The organism is Mycobacterium sp. E735 (assembly GCF_001666955.1).
Taxonomy (GTDB): domain Bacteria; phylum Actinomycetota; class Actinomycetes; order Mycobacteriales; family Mycobacteriaceae; genus Mycobacterium.
In genome coordinates this window covers 1-21,026 of the sequence record NZ_LZIX01000092.1, presented here as the reverse complement: position 1 = coordinate 21,026, position 21,026 = coordinate 1, and the positions used below count along the sequence as shown (strand labels likewise).

At 68.3% G+C, this 21,026-nt stretch carries 24 protein-coding genes and 1 pseudogene; 13 read left to right on the top strand and 12 right to left on the bottom strand.

What is annotated here, in order from left to right:
- Positions 1-44: 44 nt before the first annotated feature.
- Both A5704_RS07480 and whiB1 read left to right on the top strand, forming a co-directional pair.
- A complete protein-coding gene (locus A5704_RS07480; RefSeq protein ID WP_067757272.1) occupies positions 45-1,025 on the top strand; it encodes a diacylglycerol kinase family protein in 981 nt (326 codons plus the stop codon).
- 271 nt (positions 1,026-1,296) lie between these two features.
- Complete coding sequence (gene whiB1, locus A5704_RS27485) at positions 1,297-1,551, top strand: transcriptional regulator WhiB1 (protein ID WP_007168139.1); 255 nt, start codon at positions 1,297-1,299, stop codon at positions 1,549-1,551.
- A gap of 66 nt (positions 1,552-1,617) precedes the next feature.
- Here whiB1 and A5704_RS07475 read toward each other — a convergent pair whose 3' ends face one another.
- Together A5704_RS07475 and A5704_RS07470 are read right to left on the bottom strand one after the other, a co-directional pair.
- On the bottom strand, positions 1,618-3,117 hold the full coding sequence (locus A5704_RS07475; RefSeq protein ID WP_067757269.1) for a sensor histidine kinase: 1,500 nt from the start codon (positions 3,115-3,117) through the stop codon (positions 1,618-1,620).
- A 51-nt stretch (positions 3,118-3,168) separates the two neighbouring features.
- Positions 3,169-3,384 (bottom strand): biotin/lipoyl-binding carrier protein, encoded by a 216-nt coding sequence (locus A5704_RS07470; RefSeq protein WP_044512934.1) that lies wholly within the window; start codon positions 3,382-3,384, stop codon positions 3,169-3,171.
- A gap of 195 nt (positions 3,385-3,579) precedes the next feature.
- Here A5704_RS07470 and A5704_RS29725 point away from each other — a divergent pair, with 195 nt between their 5' ends.
- Positions 3,580-3,654 (top strand): 50S ribosomal protein bL37, encoded by a 75-nt coding sequence (locus tag A5704_RS29725; protein WP_011728008.1) that lies wholly within the window; start codon positions 3,580-3,582, stop codon positions 3,652-3,654.
- 6 nt (positions 3,655-3,660) lie between these two features.
- On the opposite strand, the gene rsrA is transcribed toward A5704_RS29725, so the two are convergent.
- Positions 3,661-3,963, bottom strand: coding sequence for a mycothiol system anti-sigma-R factor (rsrA, locus tag A5704_RS07465; protein WP_067757266.1), 303 nt, complete (start codon positions 3,961-3,963; stop codon positions 3,661-3,663).
- Entirely contained in the window at positions 3,960-4,607 is a 648-nt protein-coding gene (locus A5704_RS07460; RefSeq protein ID WP_067757263.1) for a sigma-70 family RNA polymerase sigma factor, read from the bottom strand. The genes rsrA and A5704_RS07460 overlap by 4 nt, the downstream gene beginning before the upstream one ends.
- Positions 4,608-4,911: 304 nt before the next feature.
- Between A5704_RS07460 and A5704_RS07455 the strand changes: the two genes are divergently transcribed.
- Both A5704_RS07455 and A5704_RS07450 read left to right on the top strand, forming a co-directional pair.
- Positions 4,912-5,760, top strand: coding sequence for an NAD(P)-dependent oxidoreductase (locus A5704_RS07455; RefSeq protein ID WP_067782960.1), 849 nt, complete (start codon positions 4,912-4,914; stop codon positions 5,758-5,760).
- Positions 5,761-5,775: 15 nt separating this feature from the next.
- Positions 5,776-6,261, top strand: coding sequence for an aminoacyl-tRNA deacylase (locus tag A5704_RS07450; RefSeq protein WP_067782963.1), 486 nt, complete (start codon positions 5,776-5,778; stop codon positions 6,259-6,261).
- Here the strand turns inward: A5704_RS07450 and A5704_RS07445 are convergent.
- The 3 genes from A5704_RS07445 to A5704_RS07435 are packed head-to-tail and all read right to left on the bottom strand — an operon-like array spanning position 6,258 to position 10,321.
- Positions 6,258-7,085 carry an alpha/beta fold hydrolase gene (locus A5704_RS07445; RefSeq protein WP_067782985.1) on the bottom strand — a complete coding sequence of 276 codons (828 nt, stop codon included), beginning with the start codon at positions 7,083-7,085 and terminating at the stop codon, positions 6,258-6,260. The genes A5704_RS07450 and A5704_RS07445 overlap by 4 nt on opposite strands.
- A gap of 30 nt (positions 7,086-7,115) precedes the next feature.
- Complete coding sequence (locus A5704_RS07440; protein ID WP_067757255.1) at positions 7,116-8,807, bottom strand: alpha/beta hydrolase; 1,692 nt, start codon at positions 8,805-8,807, stop codon at positions 7,116-7,118.
- A 2-nt stretch (positions 8,808-8,809) separates the two neighbouring features.
- Positions 8,810-10,321, bottom strand: a complete 1,512-nt coding sequence (locus tag A5704_RS07435; protein WP_067782988.1) for a long-chain fatty acid--CoA ligase — start codon at positions 10,319-10,321, stop codon at positions 8,810-8,812.
- A gap of 143 nt (positions 10,322-10,464) precedes the next feature.
- Here A5704_RS07435 and A5704_RS07430 point away from each other — a divergent pair, with 143 nt between their 5' ends.
- Positions 10,465-11,658 (top strand): CdaR family transcriptional regulator, encoded by a 1,194-nt coding sequence (locus A5704_RS07430; RefSeq protein WP_067757252.1) that lies wholly within the window; start codon positions 10,465-10,467, stop codon positions 11,656-11,658.
- 120 nt (positions 11,659-11,778) lie between these two features.
- On the opposite strand, the gene A5704_RS07425 is transcribed toward A5704_RS07430, so the two are convergent.
- Complete coding sequence (locus tag A5704_RS07425) at positions 11,779-12,381, bottom strand: HdeD family acid-resistance protein (protein WP_067757344.1); 603 nt, start codon at positions 12,379-12,381, stop codon at positions 11,779-11,781.
- 135 nt (positions 12,382-12,516) lie between these two features.
- Between A5704_RS07425 and A5704_RS07420 the strand changes: the two genes are divergently transcribed.
- A complete protein-coding gene (locus tag A5704_RS07420) occupies positions 12,517-12,771 on the top strand; it encodes a hypothetical protein (protein WP_067782966.1) in 255 nt (84 codons plus the stop codon).
- Positions 12,772-12,795: 24 nt separating this feature from the next.
- Here the strand turns inward: A5704_RS07420 and A5704_RS07415 are convergent, their stop codons facing one another.
- Together A5704_RS07415 and A5704_RS07410 are read right to left on the bottom strand one after the other, a co-directional pair.
- On the bottom strand, positions 12,796-13,662 hold the full coding sequence (locus A5704_RS07415; protein ID WP_067782969.1) for a 3-hydroxyacyl-CoA dehydrogenase family protein: 867 nt from the start codon (positions 13,660-13,662) through the stop codon (positions 12,796-12,798).
- A 110-nt stretch (positions 13,663-13,772) separates the two neighbouring features.
- The gene (locus A5704_RS07410; RefSeq protein ID WP_067757244.1) at positions 13,773-14,537 is read right to left on the bottom strand and encodes an SOS response-associated peptidase; all 765 of its coding nucleotides are present in this window, start codon (positions 14,535-14,537) and stop codon (positions 13,773-13,775) included.
- Positions 14,538-14,581: 44 nt separating this feature from the next.
- Here A5704_RS07410 and aroA point away from each other — a divergent pair, with 44 nt between their 5' ends.
- Positions 14,582-15,865, top strand: a complete 1,284-nt coding sequence (gene aroA / locus A5704_RS07405; protein ID WP_156737632.1) for a 3-phosphoshikimate 1-carboxyvinyltransferase — start codon at positions 14,582-14,584, stop codon at positions 15,863-15,865.
- Positions 15,862-16,854 carry a ribosome small subunit-dependent GTPase A gene (rsgA, locus tag A5704_RS07400; RefSeq protein ID WP_067782974.1) on the top strand — a complete coding sequence of 331 codons (993 nt, stop codon included), beginning with the start codon at positions 15,862-15,864 and terminating at the stop codon, positions 16,852-16,854. The genes aroA and rsgA overlap by 4 nt, the downstream gene beginning before the upstream one ends.
- On the opposite strand, the gene A5704_RS07395 is transcribed toward rsgA, so the two are convergent.
- The gene (locus A5704_RS07395; RefSeq protein ID WP_067757229.1) at positions 16,841-17,314 is read right to left on the bottom strand and encodes a helix-turn-helix domain-containing protein; all 474 of its coding nucleotides are present in this window, start codon (positions 17,312-17,314) and stop codon (positions 16,841-16,843) included. The two genes, rsgA and A5704_RS07395, sit on opposite strands and share 14 nt — an antisense overlap.
- A 94-nt stretch (positions 17,315-17,408) precedes the next feature.
- Between A5704_RS07395 and A5704_RS07390 the strand changes: the two genes are divergently transcribed.
- The 4 genes from A5704_RS07390 to A5704_RS07375 all read left to right on the top strand — a co-directional run bounded on the left by A5704_RS07390 (position 17,409) and on the right by A5704_RS07375 (position 20,758).
- Entirely contained in the window at positions 17,409-18,584 is a 1,176-nt protein-coding gene (locus tag A5704_RS07390; RefSeq protein WP_067782976.1) for a thiolase family protein, read from the top strand.
- A gap of 5 nt (positions 18,585-18,589) precedes the next feature.
- Complete coding sequence (locus A5704_RS07385) at positions 18,590-19,666, top strand: NmrA family NAD(P)-binding protein (RefSeq protein ID WP_067782979.1); 1,077 nt, start codon at positions 18,590-18,592, stop codon at positions 19,664-19,666.
- Positions 19,663-20,151, top strand: a complete 489-nt coding sequence (locus A5704_RS07380) for a DUF302 domain-containing protein (RefSeq protein ID WP_067888224.1) — start codon at positions 19,663-19,665, stop codon at positions 20,149-20,151. Before A5704_RS07385 ends, A5704_RS07380 begins: the two co-directional genes overlap by 4 nt.
- Positions 20,152-20,257: 106 nt before the next feature.
- Positions 20,258-20,758: a nitroreductase/quinone reductase family protein gene (locus A5704_RS07375; protein ID WP_067888221.1), complete on the top strand. Its 501-nt coding sequence runs from the start codon at positions 20,258-20,260 to the stop codon at positions 20,756-20,758.
- 28 nt (positions 20,759-20,786) lie between these two features.
- On the opposite strand, the pseudogene A5704_RS28255 reads toward A5704_RS07375, so the two are convergent.
- Positions 20,787-21,026 (bottom strand): annotated as a pseudogene (locus tag A5704_RS28255) (hypothetical protein); the annotation flags it as partial.

The following is a 21,026-nucleotide window of genomic DNA, read 5'->3' as shown; positions in this document are numbered from 1 at the left end:
TCCCCACAGCACGGCCTTAACCGGCCCGCATAAGCTCGTGCATCATGCGCGCCGTGCTGATCGTGAACCCGACCGCCACCTCCACGACCCCGGCCGGTCGCGACCTGCTGGCGCACGCGCTCAAGAGCCGCCTGGAGCTCACCGTCGAACACACCCACCACCGAGGTCACGGCACCGAACTCGCGGAGAAGGCGGTCGCGGACGGCGTCGACCTGGTCGTGGTGCACGGCGGCGACGGCACGGTCAGCGGTGTGGTCAACGGCCTGCTCGGCCGTCCGGGCTCGAATTCCGGGCCCACCGGCCCGGTGCCTGCGGTCGCGGTGGTTCCCGGCGGTTCGGCGAACGTGCTGGCGCGCTCGCTGGGGATCTCGCGGGACCCGGTGGCCGCGACCAACCAGCTCATCCAGCTGATCGACGACTATCGCCGCCACCACACCTGGCGCCGGATAGGGCTGATCGACTGCGGTGAGCGGTGGGCGGTCTTCAACACCGGGATGGGGGTCGACGCGGAGGTGGTCGCCGCGGTCGAGGCCGAACGCGACAAGGGCGGCAAGGTCACGGCGTGGCGCTACATCCGCGCGGCGGTGCCCGCCGTGTGGGGCTACACGCGCCGCGAGCCGATGCTGCAGCTCGAATTGCCCGGCCGCGAACCCATCCCGGGGGTGAGCTTCGTCTTCGTCTCCAACTCCAGCCCCTGGACGTTCGCCAACGATCGGCCGGTATGGACCAATCCCGGCTGCACCTTCGAGTCGGGCCTGGGAGTGTTCGCGCCGAAGAGCATGAAGACGATCCCGACGCTGCGCATCGTGCGGCAGATGTTCGCCAAACGGCCCAAGTTCGCGTTCGACCACCTCGTCACCGAGGACGACGTGCCCTGTTTGCGGGTGACCTCGGCCGGGGGCCCGGTCGCCTGCCAGTTCGACGGCGATTACCTCGGCGTGCGCGAAAGCATGACGTTCCGGGCGGTCCCGGACGCGCTGGCCGTCGTCGCGCCTCCGCTAAAAAATCACTCTGAGCTGCGATAACGAAGCGCCAAGGGGCCGGGCGGTGAATATTTTCTCCGAGATCGGCCAGTCAGTGTAGTACAACGGAGTAATGGCCCGGCTACGGAACGGTCAAAGTGAGATTGCCCACGAGGTAACGCACGCTATTGACTTCTGTTGGGCCTGTGAAACGATCGAAAGGTTGCATGCAGAAAGTTAGATAGGGGTACGGACCCTTTTCTTGTGCACGCGTTAACAGCCGAAGAAAATTGGCCGTGCGCCTTGCTGCGCACTCAGTGAGGAGTAACAACTTATGGATTGGCGCCACAAGGCGGTCTGTCGCGACGAAGACCCGGAGCTGTTCTTCCCGGTAGGGAACAGCGGCCCGGCGCTCGCGCAGATCGCTGACGCGAAACTGGTCTGCAATCGGTGCCCGGTAACCACAGACTGCCTTTCCTGGGCCCTGAATACCGGCCAGGATTCGGGCGTCTGGGGCGGCATGAGTGAAGACGAGCGGCGCGCACTCAAGCGTCGCAACGCCCGGACGAAGGCCCGTAGCGGAGTCTGACTGGTTTAGACCACACAGCGCGGCCTCGACGAAAGTCGGGGCCGCGCTGTTGTGTCGGCCGCACACCTACAACACCAATCGGGTTCGCCGGCCGATGGGCACCCGCAGCACCACGTCGGTGCCGCGGGACGGGGCCTGACGCATGCCCAGCGTGCCGTCCAGCTCGGCCGACACCAGCGTCCGCACGATCTGCAGGCCGAGGCTGTCGGACGTCTCCAGGCTGAAGCCTTCCGGCAAACCACGGCCGTCGTCGTGCACGACGACGTCGAGCCAGCGCGCCGAACGCTCGGCGCGGATGGTCACCGAGCCCTCCTCGGCGGCGGGGTCGAAAGCGTGCTCGATCGCGTTCTGAACCAGTTCGGTGATCACCATGATCAGGGCGGTCGCGCGGTCGGAGTCCAGCACGCCCAGGTCGCCGACCCGGTTGATCCGGATCGGCCGGTCGACCGACGCGACGTCGTTCATGATCGGCAGGATCCGGTCGATCACCTCGTCGAGGTTGACCTGCTCGTCCACCGACATCGACAGCGCGTCGTGCACCAAGGCGATGGACGAGACCCGGCGCACCGACTCGATCAGGGCCTCCCGGCCTTCGGCGTTGGCCGTCCGGCGGGCCTGCAGCCGCAGCAGCGCCGCCACCGTCTGCAGGTTGTTCTTCACCCGGTGGTGGATTTCCCGGATCGTCGCGTCCTTGGAGATCAGGGCCCGGTCGCGGCGCTTCACCTCCGTGACGTCGCGGATCAGCACCGCGGCGCCGGCGCTGGCGCCGTCGACCACCAGCGGCAGCGTGCGCAACAGCACCGTGGCGCCGCCGGCGTCCACCTCCATGCGCATGCTGCGCCCGCCGGCCAGCAGGTCGAGCACGTGCTCCGCCAGCTCCTGCGCCTCGAACGGGTCGGAGACCAGCGGCCGCGTGACCTTGACCAGGTTGCGGCCCTCCAGCTCGGTGGTCAGGCCCATCCGGTGGTAGGCCGAAACCGCGTTGGGACTGGCGTAGGCGACGACGCCGTTGACGTCCAACCGGATGAAGCCGTCGCCGGCCCGCGGCGTGGAGCGCGACATGACCACGTCGCCCACGTCGGGGAAGGTGCCCTCGGCGAGCATGGCGACCAGATCCCGGGCGCAGTCCCGGTAGGCCGTCTCCAGGTGGCCGGACGCGCGGTCGGCCGCGACGGCGGTCTGATGCCGGGTCAGCACGGCCACCACCTGCCCCCCGTACCGCACCGGGGACGCCTCGACGTGCGGGCCGGGCAGCCACGAATCCTCTTGCGCCGCTTCGCCATCCCGCTGCGCCAGGCCGGAATCGAAGGTCTCGGCGACGAGCGCCAGCCGGTCGGCGGCGACGACGCTGCCGACCGAGTCGGTCAGCAGCACCGTGGGCGCGGTGTTCGGCCGGCACTGCGCCACGCACACCAACATGCCGTCGTCGCGGCGAACCCACATCAGGTAGTCGGCGAAGGACAGGTCCGCCAGCAGCTGCCACTCCCCCACCACCGCGTGCAGGTGATCCACGGCGTTGCCGGGCAGCACGGTGTGTTCGGCAAGCAGGTCACCGAGAGTCGACATCGCTCACTCCCCGGGCAATTCCCCGGCAGCGGACAAGAAAGGCTTCAAGGTTTAGCTGATCACGGCAATCAGGTCGCCCGCCTGGATGACATCGCCCACCGAGACGCTCACCTTGCTCACCGTGCCGTCGACCTCAGCCAGGACCGGGATCTCCATCTTCATCGACTCCAGCAGCACCACGACATCGCCTTTGCCGATCTGGTCACCCTCGTTGACTACGACTTCGAGCACGCTGGCCACGATCTCGGCGCGCACATCCTCGGCCATCTTCACCCCACTCGTTTCGGCCATTGCGCAGGCTGGCTGCTGGTCCATCTAGCTTCCGTCAGGCTCGGTGTATATCGAACCACAGGCCCCCGGCCCACCGCGGCGCACGGGGCCCCGACAGGCCGTGCGAGAATGTGAGGCAAGCTAACGGGCGCCGGGCGCCCGGTTTCGATCAATCAACGGAGGTTTTCCGAAATGGCCAAACGGGGCCGCAAGAAGCGCGACCGCAAGCACAGCAAGGCCAACCACGGCAAGCGGCCCAACGCCTGAGGCCCGCTACCGCGTCTCTCGGATGATGGTGGTCCGGCGGATCTCCAGCCGTAGCCGCTCGCGCAGGCCCTCGGGGGCCTTCTCGCCTTTGCACTTGGTGGCGATCAACGCCTTGATGCGCTCCTCGAGGCCGTAGTGCTTGAAGCAGCCGGGGCACGCCTCGAGGTGGCGGCGCAGCTGGTCGCGGGACTCCGGCGTGCATTCGCCGTCGAGCAGCAGCCAGACCTGGCGAATCACCTCGGCACAGCCGACGGCGCCGTGAGCGTCGTCGTTGGGGCACGTGTCGCCGGGGCCCGACAACTCGCTCATGACGACACCTCCTCGTGCGCCTGGTGGCCGCGGTTGAAACCCCGCTCCTTGGCCACGTCAGCCAGCAGCGACCGCAGTTGACGGCGGCCGCGGTGCAGCCGTGACATTACCGTCCCGATGGGCGTATCCATGATTTCCGCGATTTCCTTGTACGGAAAACCCTCGACATCGGCGTAGTAGACGGCCATCCGGAATTCCTCCGGCAACGCCTGCAGCGCTTCCTTGATCTCGTTATCCGGCAGCGCCTCCAGCGCCTCGACCTCGGCCGAGCGCAGCCCGGTGGACGAGTGCTCGGCGTTGGACGCCAGCTGCCAGTCGGTGATCTCCTCGGTGGGGTACTCGGCCGGCTGGCGCTGCCTCTTGCGGTAGCTGTTGATGTAGGTGTTGGTCAGGATCCGGTACAGCCACGCCTTGAGGTTGGTGCCGGCCCTGAACGAGCGGAAGCCCGCATAAGCCTTGACCATCGTCTCTTGCAGCAGGTCTTCCGCGTCGGCGGGATTGCGGGTCATGCGCAGGGCACCGCCGTACAGCTGGTCCAGCAGGGGGATCGCGTCGCGCTCGAAGCGCGCCATCAGCTCCGCGTCCGTCTCGGGCGGGCCGGGATCGGGAATCTCCTGTGCTGTCGCGCCGTCTGTGTCGGCCATGTCGATTACCCCGGTCCCTTCCGCTGCGGTGTCGCCGGACGGCGCTGCAAGCGCCACCGGGCTTGCCAGAAAGCAAGCCAACTGGTCGGCACCCGTTGGACGGTCCAACAGGCTCGTCGCCGCTGACACCAAACCGCTCCTCCCAATCTAGAGGCTGCCACCGACAGTGTCTGCCTGGGTGCGCCTACGTAACTTCAGAGACCGATTGAGTCAACAGCGGGGGCCGACGTGCTATTTCCCGGCGGAGTCCGTCGCCGCCCGTCCCCCGGTCCGGGCGGGAGCGGCAGGACGTTAATGTGACGCCATGTCCCTGAACGGCAAGACCATGTTCATCTCCGGCGCCAGCCGCGGTATCGGCCTGGCGATCGCCAAGCGCGCCGCCCAAGACGGCGCCAACATCGCCCTGATCGCCAAGACCGCCGAGCCCCACCCCAAGCTGCCGGGCACGGTGTACACCGCCGCCAAGGAGCTGGAGGAGGCGGGTGGGCAGGCCCTGCCGATCGTGGGGGACGTCCGGGACCCGGAGTCCGTGGAGGCCGCGGTGGCCAAGGCCGTCGAGCAGTTCGGCGGCATCGACATCTGCGTCAACAACGCGTCGGCGATCAACCTGGGGTCCATCACCGAGGTGCCGATGAAGCGGTTCGACCTGATGAACGGCATCCAGGTGCGCGGCACGTACGCGGTGTCGCAGGCCTGCATCCCGCACCTGAAGAAGGGGGACAACCCGCACATCCTGACGCTGTCTCCGCCCGTGCTGCTCGGCAAGGAGTGGCTGAAGCCGACCGCGTACATGATGGCCAAGTTCGGCATGACGCTGTGCGCGCTGGGCATCGCCGAGGAGATGCGCGAGGCGGGCATCGCGTCGAACACGCTGTGGCCGCGCACGCTGGTGGCCACCGCCGCGGTGCAGAACCTGCTCGGGGGTGACGAGGCGATGGGCCGCGCCCGCAAGCCGGAGGTGTACTCCGACGCCGCGTACGTGATCCTCAACAAGCCCGCCCGCGAGTACACCGGCAACACCCTGCTGTGTGAGGACGTGCTGCTGGAGTCCGGCGTCACCGACCTGTCGGTCTACAACTGCGTGCCGGGCGGGCAGCTCGGTGTCGACTTCTGGGTCGACGGCGTGAACCCGCCGGGGTACTCGGGCCCCTAGCCGGGCCGGGCCCTGATGCCTCGCGCCGCCACGCCCGCGCTCGCCGCGCTGGTGAAAGCCGGTGTGCCGCATGAGGTTGTCACGTTCGACCACGATCCGCGCGAGCGCTCGTTCGGCGCCGAGGCGGTCCACGCGCTGACCGAGCGCGGCATCGCACCCGAACAGGTCTTCAAGACCCTCGTCATCGCGGTGCCCGGCGCGCTGGCCGTCGCGATACTGCCTGTGCCGGAGCGGCTTTCGCTGAAGGCGAGCGCCGCGGCGCTGGGGGTGGCCAAAGCGGTCATGGCCGAGTCCGCCGCCGCCGAGCGGGCCACCGGCTACCTGGTGGGCGCCGTGTCGCCGTTCGGGCAGCGCAAGACCCTGCCGACGGTCGTGGACGCGGGCGCGCTGGACTTCGAGCGGGTGTACTGCAGCGCGGGCAGGCGAGGCTGGGACGTCGGCGTTTCGCCACAGGACCTGATCCGGTTGACGAATGCGGTCACCGCGGACATCCGCGGCTAGGCCCGTTCGCCCGCCTCGCTCAGAAAACCCTCGATCACGGGGGCGAGCTCGGTCGCGTTGTGCACGATGTCGATGTGACCGCCCGAATGCAGGTGGAGAACCGCATGGGGCAGCAACCGGTGCAGGAGGTGGGCGTTGGCCACCGGGATGATCGGGTCGTCGGTGCCCGAGACGATCAGCGTCTCCTGCCGCACCGCGGGCAGCGCGAACAGGCTCGTCCAGACCGACCCGGCGAGCAGTTGATGCAGGTAGCCCATCTTCGAGCCGGCGTGTAACTGCCGCACGAACAGCTTCGCCACGTCTTCGCCGTGGGCGCGGACGGTGCCGCCGTAGAGGTCACCGGCGATCGAAGCGGCGTAGTTGGGATCCGAGAACCGGCGCGGGGTGGCCATTTTCGCCAGCACGAAGGGGCTGGCCGGCACCATGAGGATGCCGGTGCCCGTCGCCACCAATACCATGCGCCTGCATCGGCGTGGATTCTGGAACGCGAACTGCTGCGCCAGCGCCCCGCCCCAGGACAGCCCGAAGATGTCGACGACCCCGATGCCGAGTTTGGACAACACCCGGCCCAACACCCAGGCCAGATAGGGAAACCCGTAGGGCAGGGGCGAGGTCGGCGACCCCCCGGTACCCGGCACATCGAACCTCACGACCGTCATCGGCAGCTGCTCGACCAGCGGGTCGAGCACCTCCAGGCTGGCGCCGATGCCGTTGCAGAGCACGAGCGGCACTCCGGTTCCCCGACGGATGTTGACCCGGATCCGCTGCCCGCCGGCGCTGACGTAACGCTCGTGGCCCACCGTGCTCGGCTGGACCACCCGCAGGCGCCGCTGTTGTTGTGGGCTGCGCCTCACTCACTTCTCCATCACATAGCCGCCGGGAGCGGGTCCGAGCGGCGGGAGTCCCTCGCCGCCAAGGGCTTTCGGGGCATCGACCTCCGGCCCGCTGCGCTCGGCGAGCCACTCCACGTAGTCCGGCCACCAGGAGTCCTTGGACTGCTGCGACGACTGCAGCCACTCTTGCGGATCCTCCGCCTCGACCGGTCCGGTCCGGTACGAAGCCTTCGGGTTGCCCGGCGGGTTGACCAGAGCCGCGATGTGGCCGCTGGTGGACAGCACGTACCGGTTGTCCTTGCTGCCGAGCAGCCGTGCGCTGCGGTACGTGGCCTGCCACGGCGAGATGTGGTCGGCGACGCCGCCGACGACGTAGGCGTCGGCGGTGACCTTCGACAGGTCCACCGGGGTGCCGAGCATCTCGACCCCGCCGGGGGTGACGAGGGCGTTGCGCACGGCCATCAGCACCATGTCGCGGTGCAGCGCGGCCGTCATCCGGGTGGTGTCGGCGTTCCAGAACAGCACGTCGAACGGCGCCGGCTTGCGTCCCTGGACGTAGTTGTTCACCCAGTACCGCCACACCAGGTCGGTGGGCCGCAGCCAGGCGAACATCTCGGCCATGTCCCGACCGTCCAGGTAGCCCTTTCGGGCCGAGACCCGGATCGCCGCCTGGGCCGCGCGATCGCTCATCACCGCGGCAGCCAGGCCCGCCCGGTTCTCGTCCAGCACGGTGACGGACAGGTTGAGGCCGGCCACCCGGTCACCGCGGCCGATCTCGGCCAGGTGGGCCGCCGTCATCGCGGCCAGGATTCCGCCCGAGCAGGTGGCTAGCAGGTGGGTGCGGTCGGTCCCGCTGATCTTCTCCACCGCGTCCATCGCCTCGATGATCGCCGCGCCGTACGCGTCGAAGCCCCAATCCCGATGGCGCTTCTGCGGATTGCGCCAGGAGACGACGAACACCTGCTGCCCCTGGGCGACGAAGTACTCGATCATGCTGCGGCCGGGCGCGATGTCCATGATGTAGTACTTGTTGATCACCGGCGGCACCAACAGCAGCGGGACCTCACGGACCTTCGCGGTCTGCGGCGCGTATTGGATCAGTTCGAACATGGACGTGCGCAGCACGACCGCTCCCTTGGTGAGGGCCAAGGTCTCGCCCACCGCGTAGGCGTCGGGCTCGACCATCGCGGGCACCCGGGGCTTCGAAAGCATGTCCCGCGCAAACGCTTTCAGGCCCCGCACCGCGCTCAGGCCGCCGGTGTCGATCATCGCCTTCCAGCCGAGCGGGCTGATCAGCGGGTTGTTACTGGGGGCCAGACCCTCGACCAGATTGTCGACGACGAACCGCATCCTCTCCTGGTCGCGCCAGTCCAGCCCGGCGTCGGCGAGCAGCCCCTCGGCGGTCTCCGCGCCGGCGAGATAGGCCTGCATGATCCGGTGCAGCACCGGGTTCTGCTCCCAGGCCGGGTCGGCGAATCGCTTGTCGGCGCGCGCCGGCACCCGGTGTGAGTTGCCGGCCGCGACGGCGCCGAGCTCGCGGGTGAGAGCCCCGATCCGGCCGGCCACCGCGCCGGGCTGCTTGGCGAGGCCGACGGCGAATCGGGTCCAGGTGTCGTCGGGCATCATCCGGCCGGCGAACGGCTTGGTGGCGCTCGTCAAGAGCAGGTCGAGGGGTGCGGCGAGCTCTTCGGCTCTGGCGGTTTGGGTGACCATGGTTATCGCATGCTTTCTACTGCGGGGATGTTGATGTCGCGCTTCTGGACCTTGCCGGTGGGCCCCTTGGGCAGCGCGTCGACGAGCCACACCAAACGCGGGTACTTGTAGGCGGCCACGCGCCGCTTCACGTATTCGCGCAGTTCCTCCGGCGCCGCGGAAGCGCCCTCCTTGAGCGCGACGGCGGCGCCGACCTCCTCACCGAGGGAGTCGTGCGGAATACCGACGACGGCGGCTTCGGCCACCGCCGGATGCTCATAGAGCACTTCCTCGACCTCGCGGGGATAGACGTTGTACCCGCCGCGGATGATCAAGTCCTTTGTGCGGTCGACGATGTAGAAGTAGCCGTCCTCGTCGACGCGGCCGACGTCGCCGGTGTTCAGCCACCCGTCGGGTGTGATGGTGGCCCGCGTCGCCTCCGGCAGGTTCCAGTAGCCCTTCATCACGTTATGGCCGCGGATCTGAATCTCTCCGGTCTGGCCCCGCGGGACCTCGGCGCCACCGAAGTCGACGACCCGCATCTCGACACCCTCGATCGGGGTGCCGATCGAGCCCGCCTTGCGGGGGCGATCGGGATGATTGAACGCCGCGACCGCCGTGCTCTCGGAAAGCCCGTACCCCTCCAAAACGGTGCACTGGAACGTCTTTTCAAAGTCGGCGAGGACCTGGACGGGCAGTGCGGCGCCGCCGGAGGCGCAGGTCCGCAAGCTCCGCGTCGCGCCCGTCGAGGCCTGATCGGCCACGCCGAGCAACGCCGAGTACATGGTCGGCACCCCCTCGAAGATCGTGACGGTGTCACGCTCGATCACCTGGAGCGCCTTGAGCGGGTCGAACCGAGGGATGAGCGTCAGCATCGCGCCCGCAAGAACGGAAACGTTGAGCCCGCAGGTGAGTCCGAAAACATGGAAGAGGGGCAAGCAGCCCATCACCACATCGGCCGGCCCCGCCCCGAGCAGGGTGCGAACGCCGACCTCGGCGATGCGCCGGAGGCTCCCATGAGTAAGCATGGCGCCCTTCGGTTTTCCGGTGGTCCCGGAGGTGTGCAAGATGACCGCGACATCGTCGTCGCTGCGCTGTATCGCGGTGGTCTGCTCCGGCAGGTCCGCGACGAGCTTCATCAGGTCCGCGTCATCGACGAGCCAGCATCGCGCCCCGCCACGGGCCGCCGCCGGGATGACCTCGTCGGCGAAAGCCGGCGTCGCAAAGAGCGCCGTGGCGCCGCTGTTCGAGAGGTAGTAGGCGATCTCCCGCTCTTTCAGCAGCGGGTTCATCGGGACCGCGACGGCGCCCCGATACATGATGCCGTAGAACGCGACCGCGAAGGCCGGTGTGTTGGGCAGCATCACACCGACCCGGTCGCCGGGCCGGATCCCCGCCCGTTCCAGCAGCGTCGCCACCCGCGCCGCGGCGGCGTCGAGTTCGGCGAAGGTGAATGTCAGGTCGTCGCAACGCAGCGCGATGCGTTCGGGGTGACGGTCCTTCGACGCGATCAGGTGGGCGCTCAGTGCCGCCATGGTGTGCCTCCGGGACGAGTTCTTCGGGCGTGCTTCCAGCGTCATCCCGGCAACCTCCGATCACAATGTTCGCCGAAACAACACCGCGCCCGGTTGACTGTGACCGGTCACATTCGCCGGCGGTCAGGAATAAGGTTCGCGTTATGGGCGGCGTGGCGGTTGACCCGCATGTGGTGGAGCTCAGCAAGCTCATGCTGGCGCGCGCGCCCGCGCTGGGCAGGGCCATGGCCGACGTGCTTTGCCGGGACATCGACGCCTACCGCGACGACACCGTCGTCACGAAGGGTCAGGTGGCCGAGAGTTGCGTGGCGAACGTGGCTTTCATCTTTCATTCGCTCACCGGCGAGGACGATGTCGACGTCTCGCCCGCCGAGCGCACCGGCACCGAGCGGGCGACCGCCGGGGTGCCGCTGCCGGCGGTCATGACCGCCTACCGCATCGGTTTCCGGTTCATGTGGGAGGAGACCCTGGCCGTCGCCCGCGCCGCGGCGATACCGACCGACGCCATCCTGGATGCCACCGCACGCATCTTCTTCGCGCAGGAGACTTTCACCCAGGCGATGGCCACGGCCTACCGCCAGCAGCTCACCACACAGCTCCTCGAGCGTGAAGAAGAGCGGTCGGCTTTGGTCGAGGCGCTGCTGTCGCAGCGGATGACTGACAAGCAGAGCCTTTGGGAGGCAGCGGATTTACTGCGGTTACCGGCGTCTGGGCCCTACGTCGTGGTGGCCGCGAAGCTGCCGGCCGTTGGGCGTTTGGGCCTCCCGGCGATCGAGAACAAGCTGTCCGCCCGCGACATCCGTTCGGCGTGGCGGCTCTCCCCGGACCTCCAGGTCGGGATCGTTGCGCTCAAAGGCCCGCGGGTTTCCGCCCCTTTGAGAATCTTGGTCGAGGTGCTCGGTCAGGCCGCGACTGCGCGGGTCGGCATCAGTCCGCCGTTTCGGAGCCTGACCGACACCGGCGACGCCTTGCGGTTAGCCCGGGCGGCGGCCGGCAGTAAGCAATCAGGGGACTCGCTCGTGTCGGTGTTCGATGACACTCCACTCGCGTTGGCGGCCGTCAGCGCACCCGAGGTGATGGGCAAGATCAAGTCCCTGCTGTTGCAGCGGCTTAACGAGTTGGCCGCGGATGAGCGCTCGATCCTGCTCAACACATTTCAGGCCTGGCTCGACGCGGACGGTTCCGCGAACGACGCCGCGGCGAAGATCTTCTGTCATCCCAATACGGTGCGGCACCGGCTGCGCCGCATCGAAGAGCTGACGGGCCGCTCTGTGTCGCGACCGCGGGATCTCGCCGAGCTGTGCCTGGCGTTCGAGGCCGAGCGGCGGCTGCCCTGACGGGCACCGCCGTCGCCGAGATTGCCGTGGGGGTCGTGGTTTGCCCGTGGAGCACAACCGCCGCCGCAATCTCGGCGCCGAAAGTCGGTCCGCCCTGACTAGATGGCCCGGGTGCCCCGCCTAGGCGGCGGGCCGGGCCAGTGTGTCCACAACGTGCTTGGCGCGGTTGCGAACCTGGATGGCGTTGATGATGTCGACGATGCCGATGGCGATCAACCAGCAACCCGCGACGAGGGTCAGGATCGCGATCGAATCCAACGGCGAGACGATCAGCACGGCCCCGCCGACCACGATGATCAAGCCGGAGAGCACCTGCCAGCCGCGGCCGGGCATGTGGTCGAACGACAGCGCCGCGGCCAGGATGGTCATCCCGCGGAACAGCCAGCTGACGCCGATCCAGATCGCCAGCAGCGTGACGGCCTCGAATTTGTCGCGAAAACAGAAGAACCCCAGCACGATTGACACGACGCCGGTGAGGAACGTGAGCACCCGCATAGCGGCGCCCACGTCTGTGCCAAAGGCCGTGAACACGTAGCCGATGCCGGAAGCCACCAGGTAGATCCCGAACAGGACACCCGCGACGAAGAGTGTCTTGCCCGGCCAGGCCAGCACGATGACACCGAGTGCCACCGCCAGCACGCCGATGAGCAGAAGCAGCTGCCACGCGCTGCGCGCCAGCTGTTGCAATGGACCTTCAAAAACGGTCCGGTCGGTAGTTGTCATGACCATATGATTTGCCAGTTCCGATGTCGAAGATAAGGGCCCTTTGGCCACAATTCGGCATCACCCACGTGTTGTGCGCGGCGCGCCCATCTGACACCCTTCGCTCATCAGCGGTGCATCACATAGGAGGAGCGCATGGACGCAAAGCGGTCAATCGACCCGAGGGCCATCGTCGCCGCGGGCCTGCTGGCTTTCACCGGGCTGCTGACCGTCGGCGTCGGCGTCGGCAAGGCCGAGACGATCCAAACCGAGGGCAACTATCCGACCCGGGAGGCATGTCAGGACGCCGGGCCGGGGGTCAAGGCCACGACGCCGGGAAACTGGAACAACTTCTGGTGCGTGCCGGACCGTTTGATCGCCGGAAGTTGGCGCCTGGTCTTGAGCAACTGACGGCGACCGGGCCAAGGGCGCGTCCTAGTACGTGTAGAAGCCCTCGCCGGACTTGATGCCGAGCTTGCCGGCGTCGACGTAGGACTGCAGCAACTCACGCACGTGTTCGGGAAGGTGCGGGAACTCCTGGGCATAGTGGTTTTCGATGTCGAGCACGACGTCGAGGCCCACGGCGTCCATCATCTGAAACGGACCGGCCGGCACGCCGAGGTTGACCTTGAACATGCCGTCGACGTCCTCGGGACGGGCCACCCCCTCCGCTACCACCGCCAGCGACTCGCGTTTGATGGCGGCCCAGATGCGATTGAAGATGAAGCCGGTGCATTCCTTGCGCGCCTCGAAGGGATGGACGCCGAACTCCGGCAGGACGGTCAGCAGGGTGTCGAGTAGTCCCCGATCGGTCTGACCGTCGGACATCAGATCCACGCCGATGGAGGCCGGAGGCATATAGAAGTGCATGTTGCACAGCCGCGACTTGTCCTTCACGTACGTTGCCATCAGGCGCGACGGGTACGACGACGAATTGGTGGCGAAGATCGTATCCGCCGGCGCCGCCTGGTCGATCTGGTCCCAGGCGGCGATCTTGACCTCGAGCTTTTCTGGAACCGACTCGACCACCAGCCATGCGCCGTCGAGCGCCTCTTCCAGCGAGCCCGTCGCGACCGCCTGACCGATCTCACCAAAACCACGCTCCTGCAACAACTTTGGCAGGTTCTGCGCGACGAAGTCGACCGCCGAGGCGCGCTGTTCGGCGCGGGGCGCGAAGATCCGCACCGTCCCGCCGCGGCTGGCGAACATCAGCGCGATGCGGCGCCCGAGCGTACCCGCCCCGATCACCGCCACCGGGCCGTCACGGATCTCCTCGAAGGTGTGGGTGTACGAGCCGGTCACCCATGCATGGTAAAGCGCACGTGGACCCCGCGGATCCGTCGCCGAACCACAAAGGTGGCCCGGATGTTGTCTCGCGCGTACAACCGCGAAGCGCCGCCTCGGTGAGCACCCTAAAGCAGGGTCGCCTGCTCGGGCTCCGGGTCGGCCGGCTCGAGTAACTGGGGCCCGTTGTTGCGGACGTTGTTGACCAGGGTCGAGACCTCGCGCATTCGAATGCCGCTCACGTCGGGCGGCCGGGTGAGCAGCTTTTCGTCGATCGGGGCGTCGGGGTCCAGCCAGCGGTCCCACTCCCCTTCCGGCACCACCAGAGGCATCCGGTCATGGATCTCGGCCAGCTCGCCGGGCGCGTCGGTGGTGATGATGGTGCAGCTCAGCAGCGGCGAGCCCGCCTTGGCCGGCTTCCAGACCGACCACAGCCCCGCCATGAACAGCGGCTCGCCGTCCTGGCGGAACATGAAGAAGGGCGTCTTGCGGGACTTCTTGCCGCCGGCCGCGTCGGGGTTGACGCGCCATTCGTAGTAGCCGTCCATCGGGATCAGACAACGCTTCGACTTCGCGCTCGACCGGAACGCGGGCGACGTGGTGACCTTGTCGGCGCGGGCGTTGATCAGCATCGGGCCCTTGGTCTCGGGCGCCCCGTCGGCATCGGCCTTGACCCAGGGCGGGACCAGGCCCCAGCGCATCAGCCGCACCCGGCGGGTGGGCTCGTCATCGGGATCGGTGTGGCGGCTCACGACGGCGGCGATCGTCGACGTCGGCGCCACGTTGTAGTTGGGCGTGCCGGCGCTCTCGGAGGCGCCGGTGGCCTCATCGATCGCCTTGATCTTCTGGGCCAGCAGCGCCGGATCGGTGGTGACCGCGAACCGTCCACACATAAGTCCCATAGTGGCATTGCTCGGTGACACGCCATGATGGACCGGTGAGTATGTGGACGGCCCCCAGCGCGCCGGAACCGGTGCACGCGACCGTGACCGTTCCGGGCTCGAAGTCGCAGACCAATCGGGCGCTGGTGCTGGCCGCGTTGGCCGCCGCCCAGGGGCACGGCGCCCCGACCATCAGCGGGGCGCTGCGCAGCCGGGACACCGATCTGATGATCGGCGCGCTGCGCACCCTCGGCTTGCGCGTCGACGGCACCGGGTCCGAGCTCAGGGTCGGTGGCCGGATCGCCCCGGGGCCCGAGGCAACGGTGGATTGCGGCCTGGCCGGGACGGTGCTGCGGTTCGTCCCGCCGCTGGCGGCGCTGGCCGAGGCGGTGGTCGAGTTCGACGGCGACGAGCAGGCCCGGGCGCGGCCGATCGCGCCGCTGCTCGACGCGCTGCGCGGCCTGGGCGTGCCGATCGAGGGCTCGGGCCTGCCCTTCCGCGTGCACGGCGGCGGGTCGGTGGCCGGCGGGACCGTGGACATCGACGCGTCGGCGTCCTCGCAGTTCGTGTCGGGGCTGCTGTTGTGCGCGCCGTCGTTCACCGAGGGCCTGACCGTGCGGCACACCGGGGCGACGCTGCCGTCGGCGCCGCACATCGCCATGACGGTGGTGATGCTGCGCCAGGCCGGGGTTGCGGTCGACGACTCGGTTCGCAACACCTGGCGGGTGCAACCCGGCCCGGTCGCGGCCCGGCATTGGCAGGTCGAACCGGACCTGACCAACGCCGTCCCCTTCCTGGCAGCCGCCGTGGTCAGCGGCGGAACGGTGCGCATCACCGGCTGGCCGGAGGCGAGCGTGCAACCGGCCGAGCACATCCTGGCGGTGCTGGGCAAGCTGAATGCCGTTGTCGACCAAGATGGTTCGTACCTGGAGGTGCGCGGATCGGCCGGCTATGACGGCTTCGACGTCGACCTGCGCGACGTCGGCGAGCTGACCCCGTCGGTGGCGGCGCTGGCCGCGCTGGCGGCCCCGGGGTCCGTGTCGCGCCTCTCCGGCATCGGTCACCTGCGGGGCCACGAGACCGACCGCCTCGCCGCGCTGCGCACCGAGATCACCAACCTCGGCGGCGACTGCACCGAGACGCCCGACGGCCTGGTTATCACCGCGACACCGCTGCACCCCGGCGTCTGGCGGGCCTACGCCGACCACCGGATGGCGATGGCGGGCGCGATCATCGGGCTGCGGGTGGCCGGGCTCGTGGTCGACGACATCGGCTCCACCTCCAAGACACTGCCGGAGTTTCCGGAGCTGTGGGCACACATGCTGGGGTCCGATATTTGAGGCCCGGCGATTACGACGAGTCCGACGTCAAGGTCCGCTCCGGCAGGGGTTCGCGACCGCGCACCAAGACTCGTCCCGAGCACGCCGACGCCGAGGCCGCGATGGTGGTCAGCGTCGACCGTGGCCGCTGGGGGTGCGTGCTGGGCGGCGACCCCGAACGCCGGATCACCGCCATGCGGGCGCGGGAACTCGGCCGCACCCCGATCGTGGTCGGCGACGACGTCTACGTGGTGGGCGATCTGTCCGGGCGGCTGGACACCCTGGCCCGCATCGTCCGGCGCGCTGAGCGGCGAACGGTCCTGCGCCGCACCGCCGATGACACCGATCCGACCGAACGGGTGGTGGTGGCCAACGCCGACCAGTTGCTGATCGTGGTGGCGCTGGCCGACCCGCCGCCGCGCACCGGCCTGGTGGACCGGGCGCTGATCGCCGCCTACGCCGGCGGCCTGACGCCCATCCTGTGCCTGACCAAGACCGACCTGGCGCCGCCGGAGCCGTTCGCCGAGCAGTTCGTCGACCTGGACCTCACGGTGGTGGCCGCGGGCCGCGACGACCCGCTACTCGCGGTGGCCGACCTGCTCGGCGGCAAGATCACCGTGCTGCTCGGGCACTCCGGCGTCGGCAAGTCGACCTTGGTGAATCGCCTTGTCCCCGAGGCGGAACGGGCCGTCGGCGAGGTCACCGACATCGGCCGCGGCCGGCACACCTCCACCCAGTCCGTCGCCTTCCCTTTGAGCAAGCCCCTGGCGACCTCCGGCTGGGTGATCGACACCCCGGGCATCCGGTCCTTCGGGCTGGCACACATCCAACCCGACGACGTGCTGATGGCCTTCTCGGATCTCGCCGGGGCGATCGAGGACTGCCCGCGCGGCTGCGGGCACATGGGGCCGCCGGCCGACCCCGAATGCGCCCTGGACGCGTTGTCGGGCCCCGCCGCCCGCCGCGTGGCCGCGGCCCGCCGGCTGCTGGCCGCGCTCAACCAGACTTAGCCAGCCGCACGCCGAGCTCGTCCGGTGGCACCAGATGCCCCTCGGTGCAACGCATTTGGACCTCCGCATCGGCGCCACAGCCGAGGTGGGTCAGGCGAAGCCGGTGGCGGCCCGGCAGGTGGCGCCGGCCCCACTCGAACATCGCCCACACCACCGGCATGAAGTCGATGCCGGCCTCCGTGAGCACGTATTCCTCACGCCGGCGCTGCCCCGGCTCGTGGTAGGGCTGCCGCTTCAGCAGCCCCAGCTCGACCAGTTCGGACAGCCTGGCCGAGGTGGCGGCCTTGGTGATGCCCACCCGGCGGGCGAAGTCGTCGAAGCGCGTGGTGCCGTAGTAGGCCTCGCGCATGATGAGCATCGCGGATTTGGTGCCCACCACCGCCATGGTCTTCTCGATCGCGCACTCGCCGACGGCCGACCAGGTATCGCGGTCGGCGAGCGGCCCCTGTAGCAGTGTCATAAATCACCCTTCCGGCTGGGTTGCTTTTAGTGTACCTAGATGTTTACCTGGGTACAGCTGTCTATACCTAGATCGTCGGACTCAAGGAGGAGCCATGAATCGCGACGCCGTCATCGTCGGAGCCGTCCGCACCCCCATCGGCAAGGGCAAGCCCAGCGGTGCGCTGCACGACGTCTTGCCCGCCGACCTGCTGGCACACAGCCTGCGGGAGCTGGTGGCGCGCACCGGCGTAGACCCGGCGCAGATCGACGACGTCATCGCCGGCGCCGTCGCCCAGGTCGGCGACCAGGCGGTCAACATCGCCCGCAATGCGCTGCTCGGCGCCGGATTCCCCGAGTCGGTTCCCGGGGTCACGATCGACCGGCAGTGCGGCAGCAGCCAGCAGGCCATCAGCTTCGCCGCCCAGGGCGTGCTCTCCGGCGCCTACGACCTCGTCGTCGCCGCCGGCGTGGAGTCGATGGGCCGCGTCCCGATGGGCACCTCGGTGCTGCCGGGCAGCAATCCCTTCGGCGACGACATGACGCGGCGCTATCCCGACGGGCTGGTGCCGCAGGGCATCAGCGCCGAACTGATCGCGGCGCGGTGGGGCTTCTCGCGCACCCAGCTCGACGAGTTCTCCGCGGGCAGCCACGACAAGGCCGCGCGCGCCACCAAGGATGGGCTCTTCGACAACGAGCTGATCCCGATCGCCGGGCTGTCCGCCGACGAATTCATCCGGCCCGGCACGACGGTCGAGACGCTGGCCGGTTTGCGGCCCGCGTTCTACAGCGAGGCGATGAAAGCCCGTTTCCCACAGATCAATTGGGAGATCACCGCCGGCAACTCCTCGCCACTCTCGGACGGCAGCGCCGCCGTGCTGATCACCACCAGCGACGTCGCCAAGAAGCTCGGCCTGCGCCCGCTGGCGCGCATCCACACCACCACCGTCGTGGGCTCGGATCCGCTGTACATGCTGACCGGGGTCATCCCGGCCACCGAAAAGGTGCTCCACCGTGCGGGATTGACGCTGGCTGACATCGACCTGTTCGAGGTCAACGAGGCCTTCGCGCCCGTCGTGCTCGCCTGGGCGCACGACACCGGCGCCGATCTGGCCAAGACGAATGTCAACGGCGGCGCCATCGCGATCGGCCATCCGCTGGGGGCCAGCGGCGCCCGCATCATGACCACGCTCGTCAACGCTTTGGAGCAGCGCGGCGGCCGGTACGGGCTGCAGACGATGTGCGAGGGCGGCGGCATGGCCAACGCCACCATCATCGAGCGGCTGGGCTGACGACGATGTCCCAGAAGATCTTCGTCGTCGGCGGCACCGGCGCCCAGGGCATGCCGATCATTCGTGCCCTGGTCGCCGACGACAAGTATTCCATCCGCTTCCTCAGCCGAGACCCCGGCTCCCGGCGAGCCAAGGAGCTGCTCGCCCTCGACAACGTGTCCGTGTTGGAAGGCTCATTCGCCGACGAGGCGAAGCTGCGGGAAGGGTTCCGCGGTTGTGAAGCGGCATTCGTCAACATCGACGGATTCAACACGGGCGAGAAGACCGAAATGTATTGGGCCATCCGCAGCTACGAGATAGCGATCGAAGAGGGAATCAAGTTCTTCGTGTATGGCAACCTCGACTACGGGCTCAAGAAAGCGGGCTATGACTCGCGATTCCGCACCGGCCATTACGACGGCAAGGGCCGCGTGGGTGAGTGGATCCTGTTCCAGAATCAGGTGAACGCCGATCGGATGGGCGCGGCGGTCTTCACGTCGGGCCCCTACATCGAGATGGTGATTTCGCCCGGCACACCGATGGCCCCCACCATCGAGGATGGCGTGGTGACCTGGCGGGTTCCGCTCGGCGACGGGGCCGTGCCCCATGTGGCCCTCGAAGACTGCGGCTATTACGTCCGCTGGCTTTTCGACCACCCCGAGCGCGCGAATGGCATGGATCTCGAAGTCGCCGTCGACCAGATTCGCTACGCCGACCTCGCCGCGGCGTTCGAGGCGGTCACCGGGCATCCGGCGCGGTACATCGACACCGACCTGGACACCTACTGGCGCGAGGGCCCACTGAGCGGGGCCGCGGATGCGCCCGCCGGTTACAACGCGGACCCCAAGGACAAGAGCACGATGAACATCCGCGACAACTTCACCGGATTCTGGAACTTGTGGAAATACGAGGTGATCAAGCGCGATTACGGCCTGCTCGACGAGATCCACCCGAATCGGATCAAGACTGCCGAGGAGTGGTTCCGCCGCGAAGAGCAGTTGGGACGAGAACTGGGCAAGGGCGGCTTGTGGGACAGGGTGCAACCGGAGAACCGGACCCCGATCCTCAAGATCGGCGAGGACCGAAGGACAGGAAGATTATGACCGAGACGGTTTTCAACGGCGTGCGGGTGCGCCACGACAGCACCAAGAGCTACGACGAACTGCTCGCCGCGTTGCTCGCGGACATCGGCGAGCGAGCCGTCGCGATCAACGACATCGCGGCAACTAGCGACAACTGGGATTCTTACCGGCAGGCCGTCGAACCACACGTCGGCCCCAGCGGATTCATGTTGTTCGGGTTGTTCGACCACGGCGCGTGGATCCCCAAGGCCGGCATCGACCGCAAGGTGATTCGCGTAATCCTCGGCAACCCGTTGATCGCGATCACGATGCTGCGGCACGACCCGACCGCGGGCCTGTTCGCCCCGGTCGAAGTCTTGATCACCGACGAGCCGGCCGGCAGCAGCCTGACCTACGTCAAGCCGTCATCGCTGATGGTCGTCGAACCCAATCCCGAATTACTGAGCGCCGCGGAGCAACTGGACGCCAAGTTGGCTGCGCTGGCCGAAAAGGTGACGAGCGGCTAACGGCACCGGGTTGGGTCGGCGCACGGCTGACCGGTCCGCCTGGCATAGTCGGGCGACGGAAGCCGTCATCCAAAGGCCCTCGCCTCGCTTACGTTAGGAGTCACCGATGAGCGACGCCGACGCCGCATCTATCCGAGCCGCACGCAGCGACTGGATCGCCGAGCACCTCGAGAGGTATCTGACCTCCGGCGGCGCGCGCGGCCACATCATGGACGTGAGCGCGGTCGGGGGCAGGGCGATGACCACCCACTGCCTGATCAGGTGTATGGGCCGCAAGTCGGGGAAGAGCTACGTCAGGCCGCTGATCTACGGCAACGTCGGTGGCGAGATCGTGGTCGTCGCGTCTAAGGGCGGTGCCGACACGCACCCGCAGTGGTACTTGAACGTCTTGCAGAGCAACACGATCGGCGTCCAGATCGCGACTCAAGCGTTCGAGGCCACTTGGCGGGAGCCCGAGGCCGAGGAACGCCACCAGGTGTGGGCGTACATGGCGCACCTGTATCCGCCGTACCTCACCTATCAGCAGTCAACCAGCCGTCAGATCCCGCTGGTGATGTTGACGCCCGTGCGGGCGATCGACGTCTTTTCCGCGGAAGACTCCCGGTAGCCGTTGCCGGGCAACCGAACTCGAGAGCTCAGAGCCAGCCGGTGCGGGCCGCGGCGACAGGCTCGGGCGGCGACGGGGCCAACTCCCCGTCGCGCACGCCGTCGAGCATCCGTTTGACCGCCGCGACGATCTCCGGTGCGGACGCGGCCAGGCCGGCCTTGTCGGCTTCGGGGACCTGGTCGGGATCGACCCCCGCCCGGGACCCTGGACCGGGCCCATCACCACCCGAAGTTCGACGGGTGGGAGCCCGGGCGACGGCACTTCGTCC

What these genes read in the sequence shown, in the direction of transcription:
- rsrA (WP_067757266.1), bottom strand. Translation starts at nt 3,963, where the DNA reads ATGAGCGAGTTGTCGGGCCCCGGCGACACGTGCCCCAACGACGACGCT.
- A5704_RS07455 (WP_067782960.1), top strand. Translation starts at nt 4,912, where the DNA reads ATGTCCCTGAACGGCAAGACCATGTTCATCTCCGGCGCCAGCCGCGGT.
- A5704_RS07425 (WP_067757344.1), bottom strand. Translation starts at nt 12,381, where the DNA reads ATGACAACTACCGACCGGACCGTTTTTGAAGGTCCATTGCAACAGCTG.
- A5704_RS07475 (WP_067757269.1), bottom strand. Translation starts at nt 3,117, where the DNA reads ATGTCGACTCTCGGTGACCTGCTTGCCGAACACACCGTGCTGCCCGGC.
- A5704_RS07420 (WP_067782966.1), top strand. Translation starts at nt 12,517, where the DNA reads ATGGACGCAAAGCGGTCAATCGACCCGAGGGCCATCGTCGCCGCGGGC.
- A5704_RS07380 (WP_067888224.1), top strand. Translation starts at nt 19,663, where the DNA reads ATGACCGAGACGGTTTTCAACGGCGTGCGGGTGCGCCACGACAGCACC.
- A5704_RS07390 (WP_067782976.1), top strand. Translation starts at nt 17,409, where the DNA reads ATGAATCGCGACGCCGTCATCGTCGGAGCCGTCCGCACCCCCATCGGC.
- A5704_RS07435 (WP_067782988.1), bottom strand. Translation starts at nt 10,321, where the DNA reads ATGGCGGCACTGAGCGCCCACCTGATCGCGTCGAAGGACCGTCACCCC.
- A5704_RS07395 (WP_067757229.1), bottom strand. Translation starts at nt 17,314, where the DNA reads ATGACACTGCTACAGGGGCCGCTCGCCGACCGCGATACCTGGTCGGCC.
- A5704_RS07480 (WP_067757272.1), top strand. Translation starts at nt 45, where the DNA reads ATGCGCGCCGTGCTGATCGTGAACCCGACCGCCACCTCCACGACCCCG.
- A5704_RS07460 (WP_067757263.1), bottom strand. Translation starts at nt 4,607, where the DNA reads ATGGCCGACACAGACGGCGCGACAGCACAGGAGATTCCCGATCCCGGC.
- A5704_RS07470 (WP_044512934.1), bottom strand. Translation starts at nt 3,384, where the DNA reads ATGGCCGAGGATGTGCGCGCCGAGATCGTGGCCAGCGTGCTCGAAGTC.
- A5704_RS07410 (WP_067757244.1), bottom strand. Translation starts at nt 14,537, where the DNA reads ATGTGTGGACGGTTCGCGGTCACCACCGATCCGGCGCTGCTGGCCCAG.
- A5704_RS07430 (WP_067757252.1), top strand. Translation starts at nt 10,465, where the DNA reads ATGGGCGGCGTGGCGGTTGACCCGCATGTGGTGGAGCTCAGCAAGCTC.
- A5704_RS07440 (WP_067757255.1), bottom strand. Translation starts at nt 8,807, where the DNA reads ATGGTCACCCAAACCGCCAGAGCCGAAGAGCTCGCCGCACCCCTCGAC.
- whiB1 (WP_007168139.1), top strand. Translation starts at nt 1,297, where the DNA reads ATGGATTGGCGCCACAAGGCGGTCTGTCGCGACGAAGACCCGGAGCTG.
- A5704_RS07375 (WP_067888221.1), top strand. Translation starts at nt 20,258, where the DNA reads ATGAGCGACGCCGACGCCGCATCTATCCGAGCCGCACGCAGCGACTGG.
- A5704_RS07385 (WP_067782979.1), top strand. Translation starts at nt 18,590, where the DNA reads ATGTCCCAGAAGATCTTCGTCGTCGGCGGCACCGGCGCCCAGGGCATG.
- A5704_RS07450 (WP_067782963.1), top strand. Translation starts at nt 5,776, where the DNA reads ATGCCTCGCGCCGCCACGCCCGCGCTCGCCGCGCTGGTGAAAGCCGGT.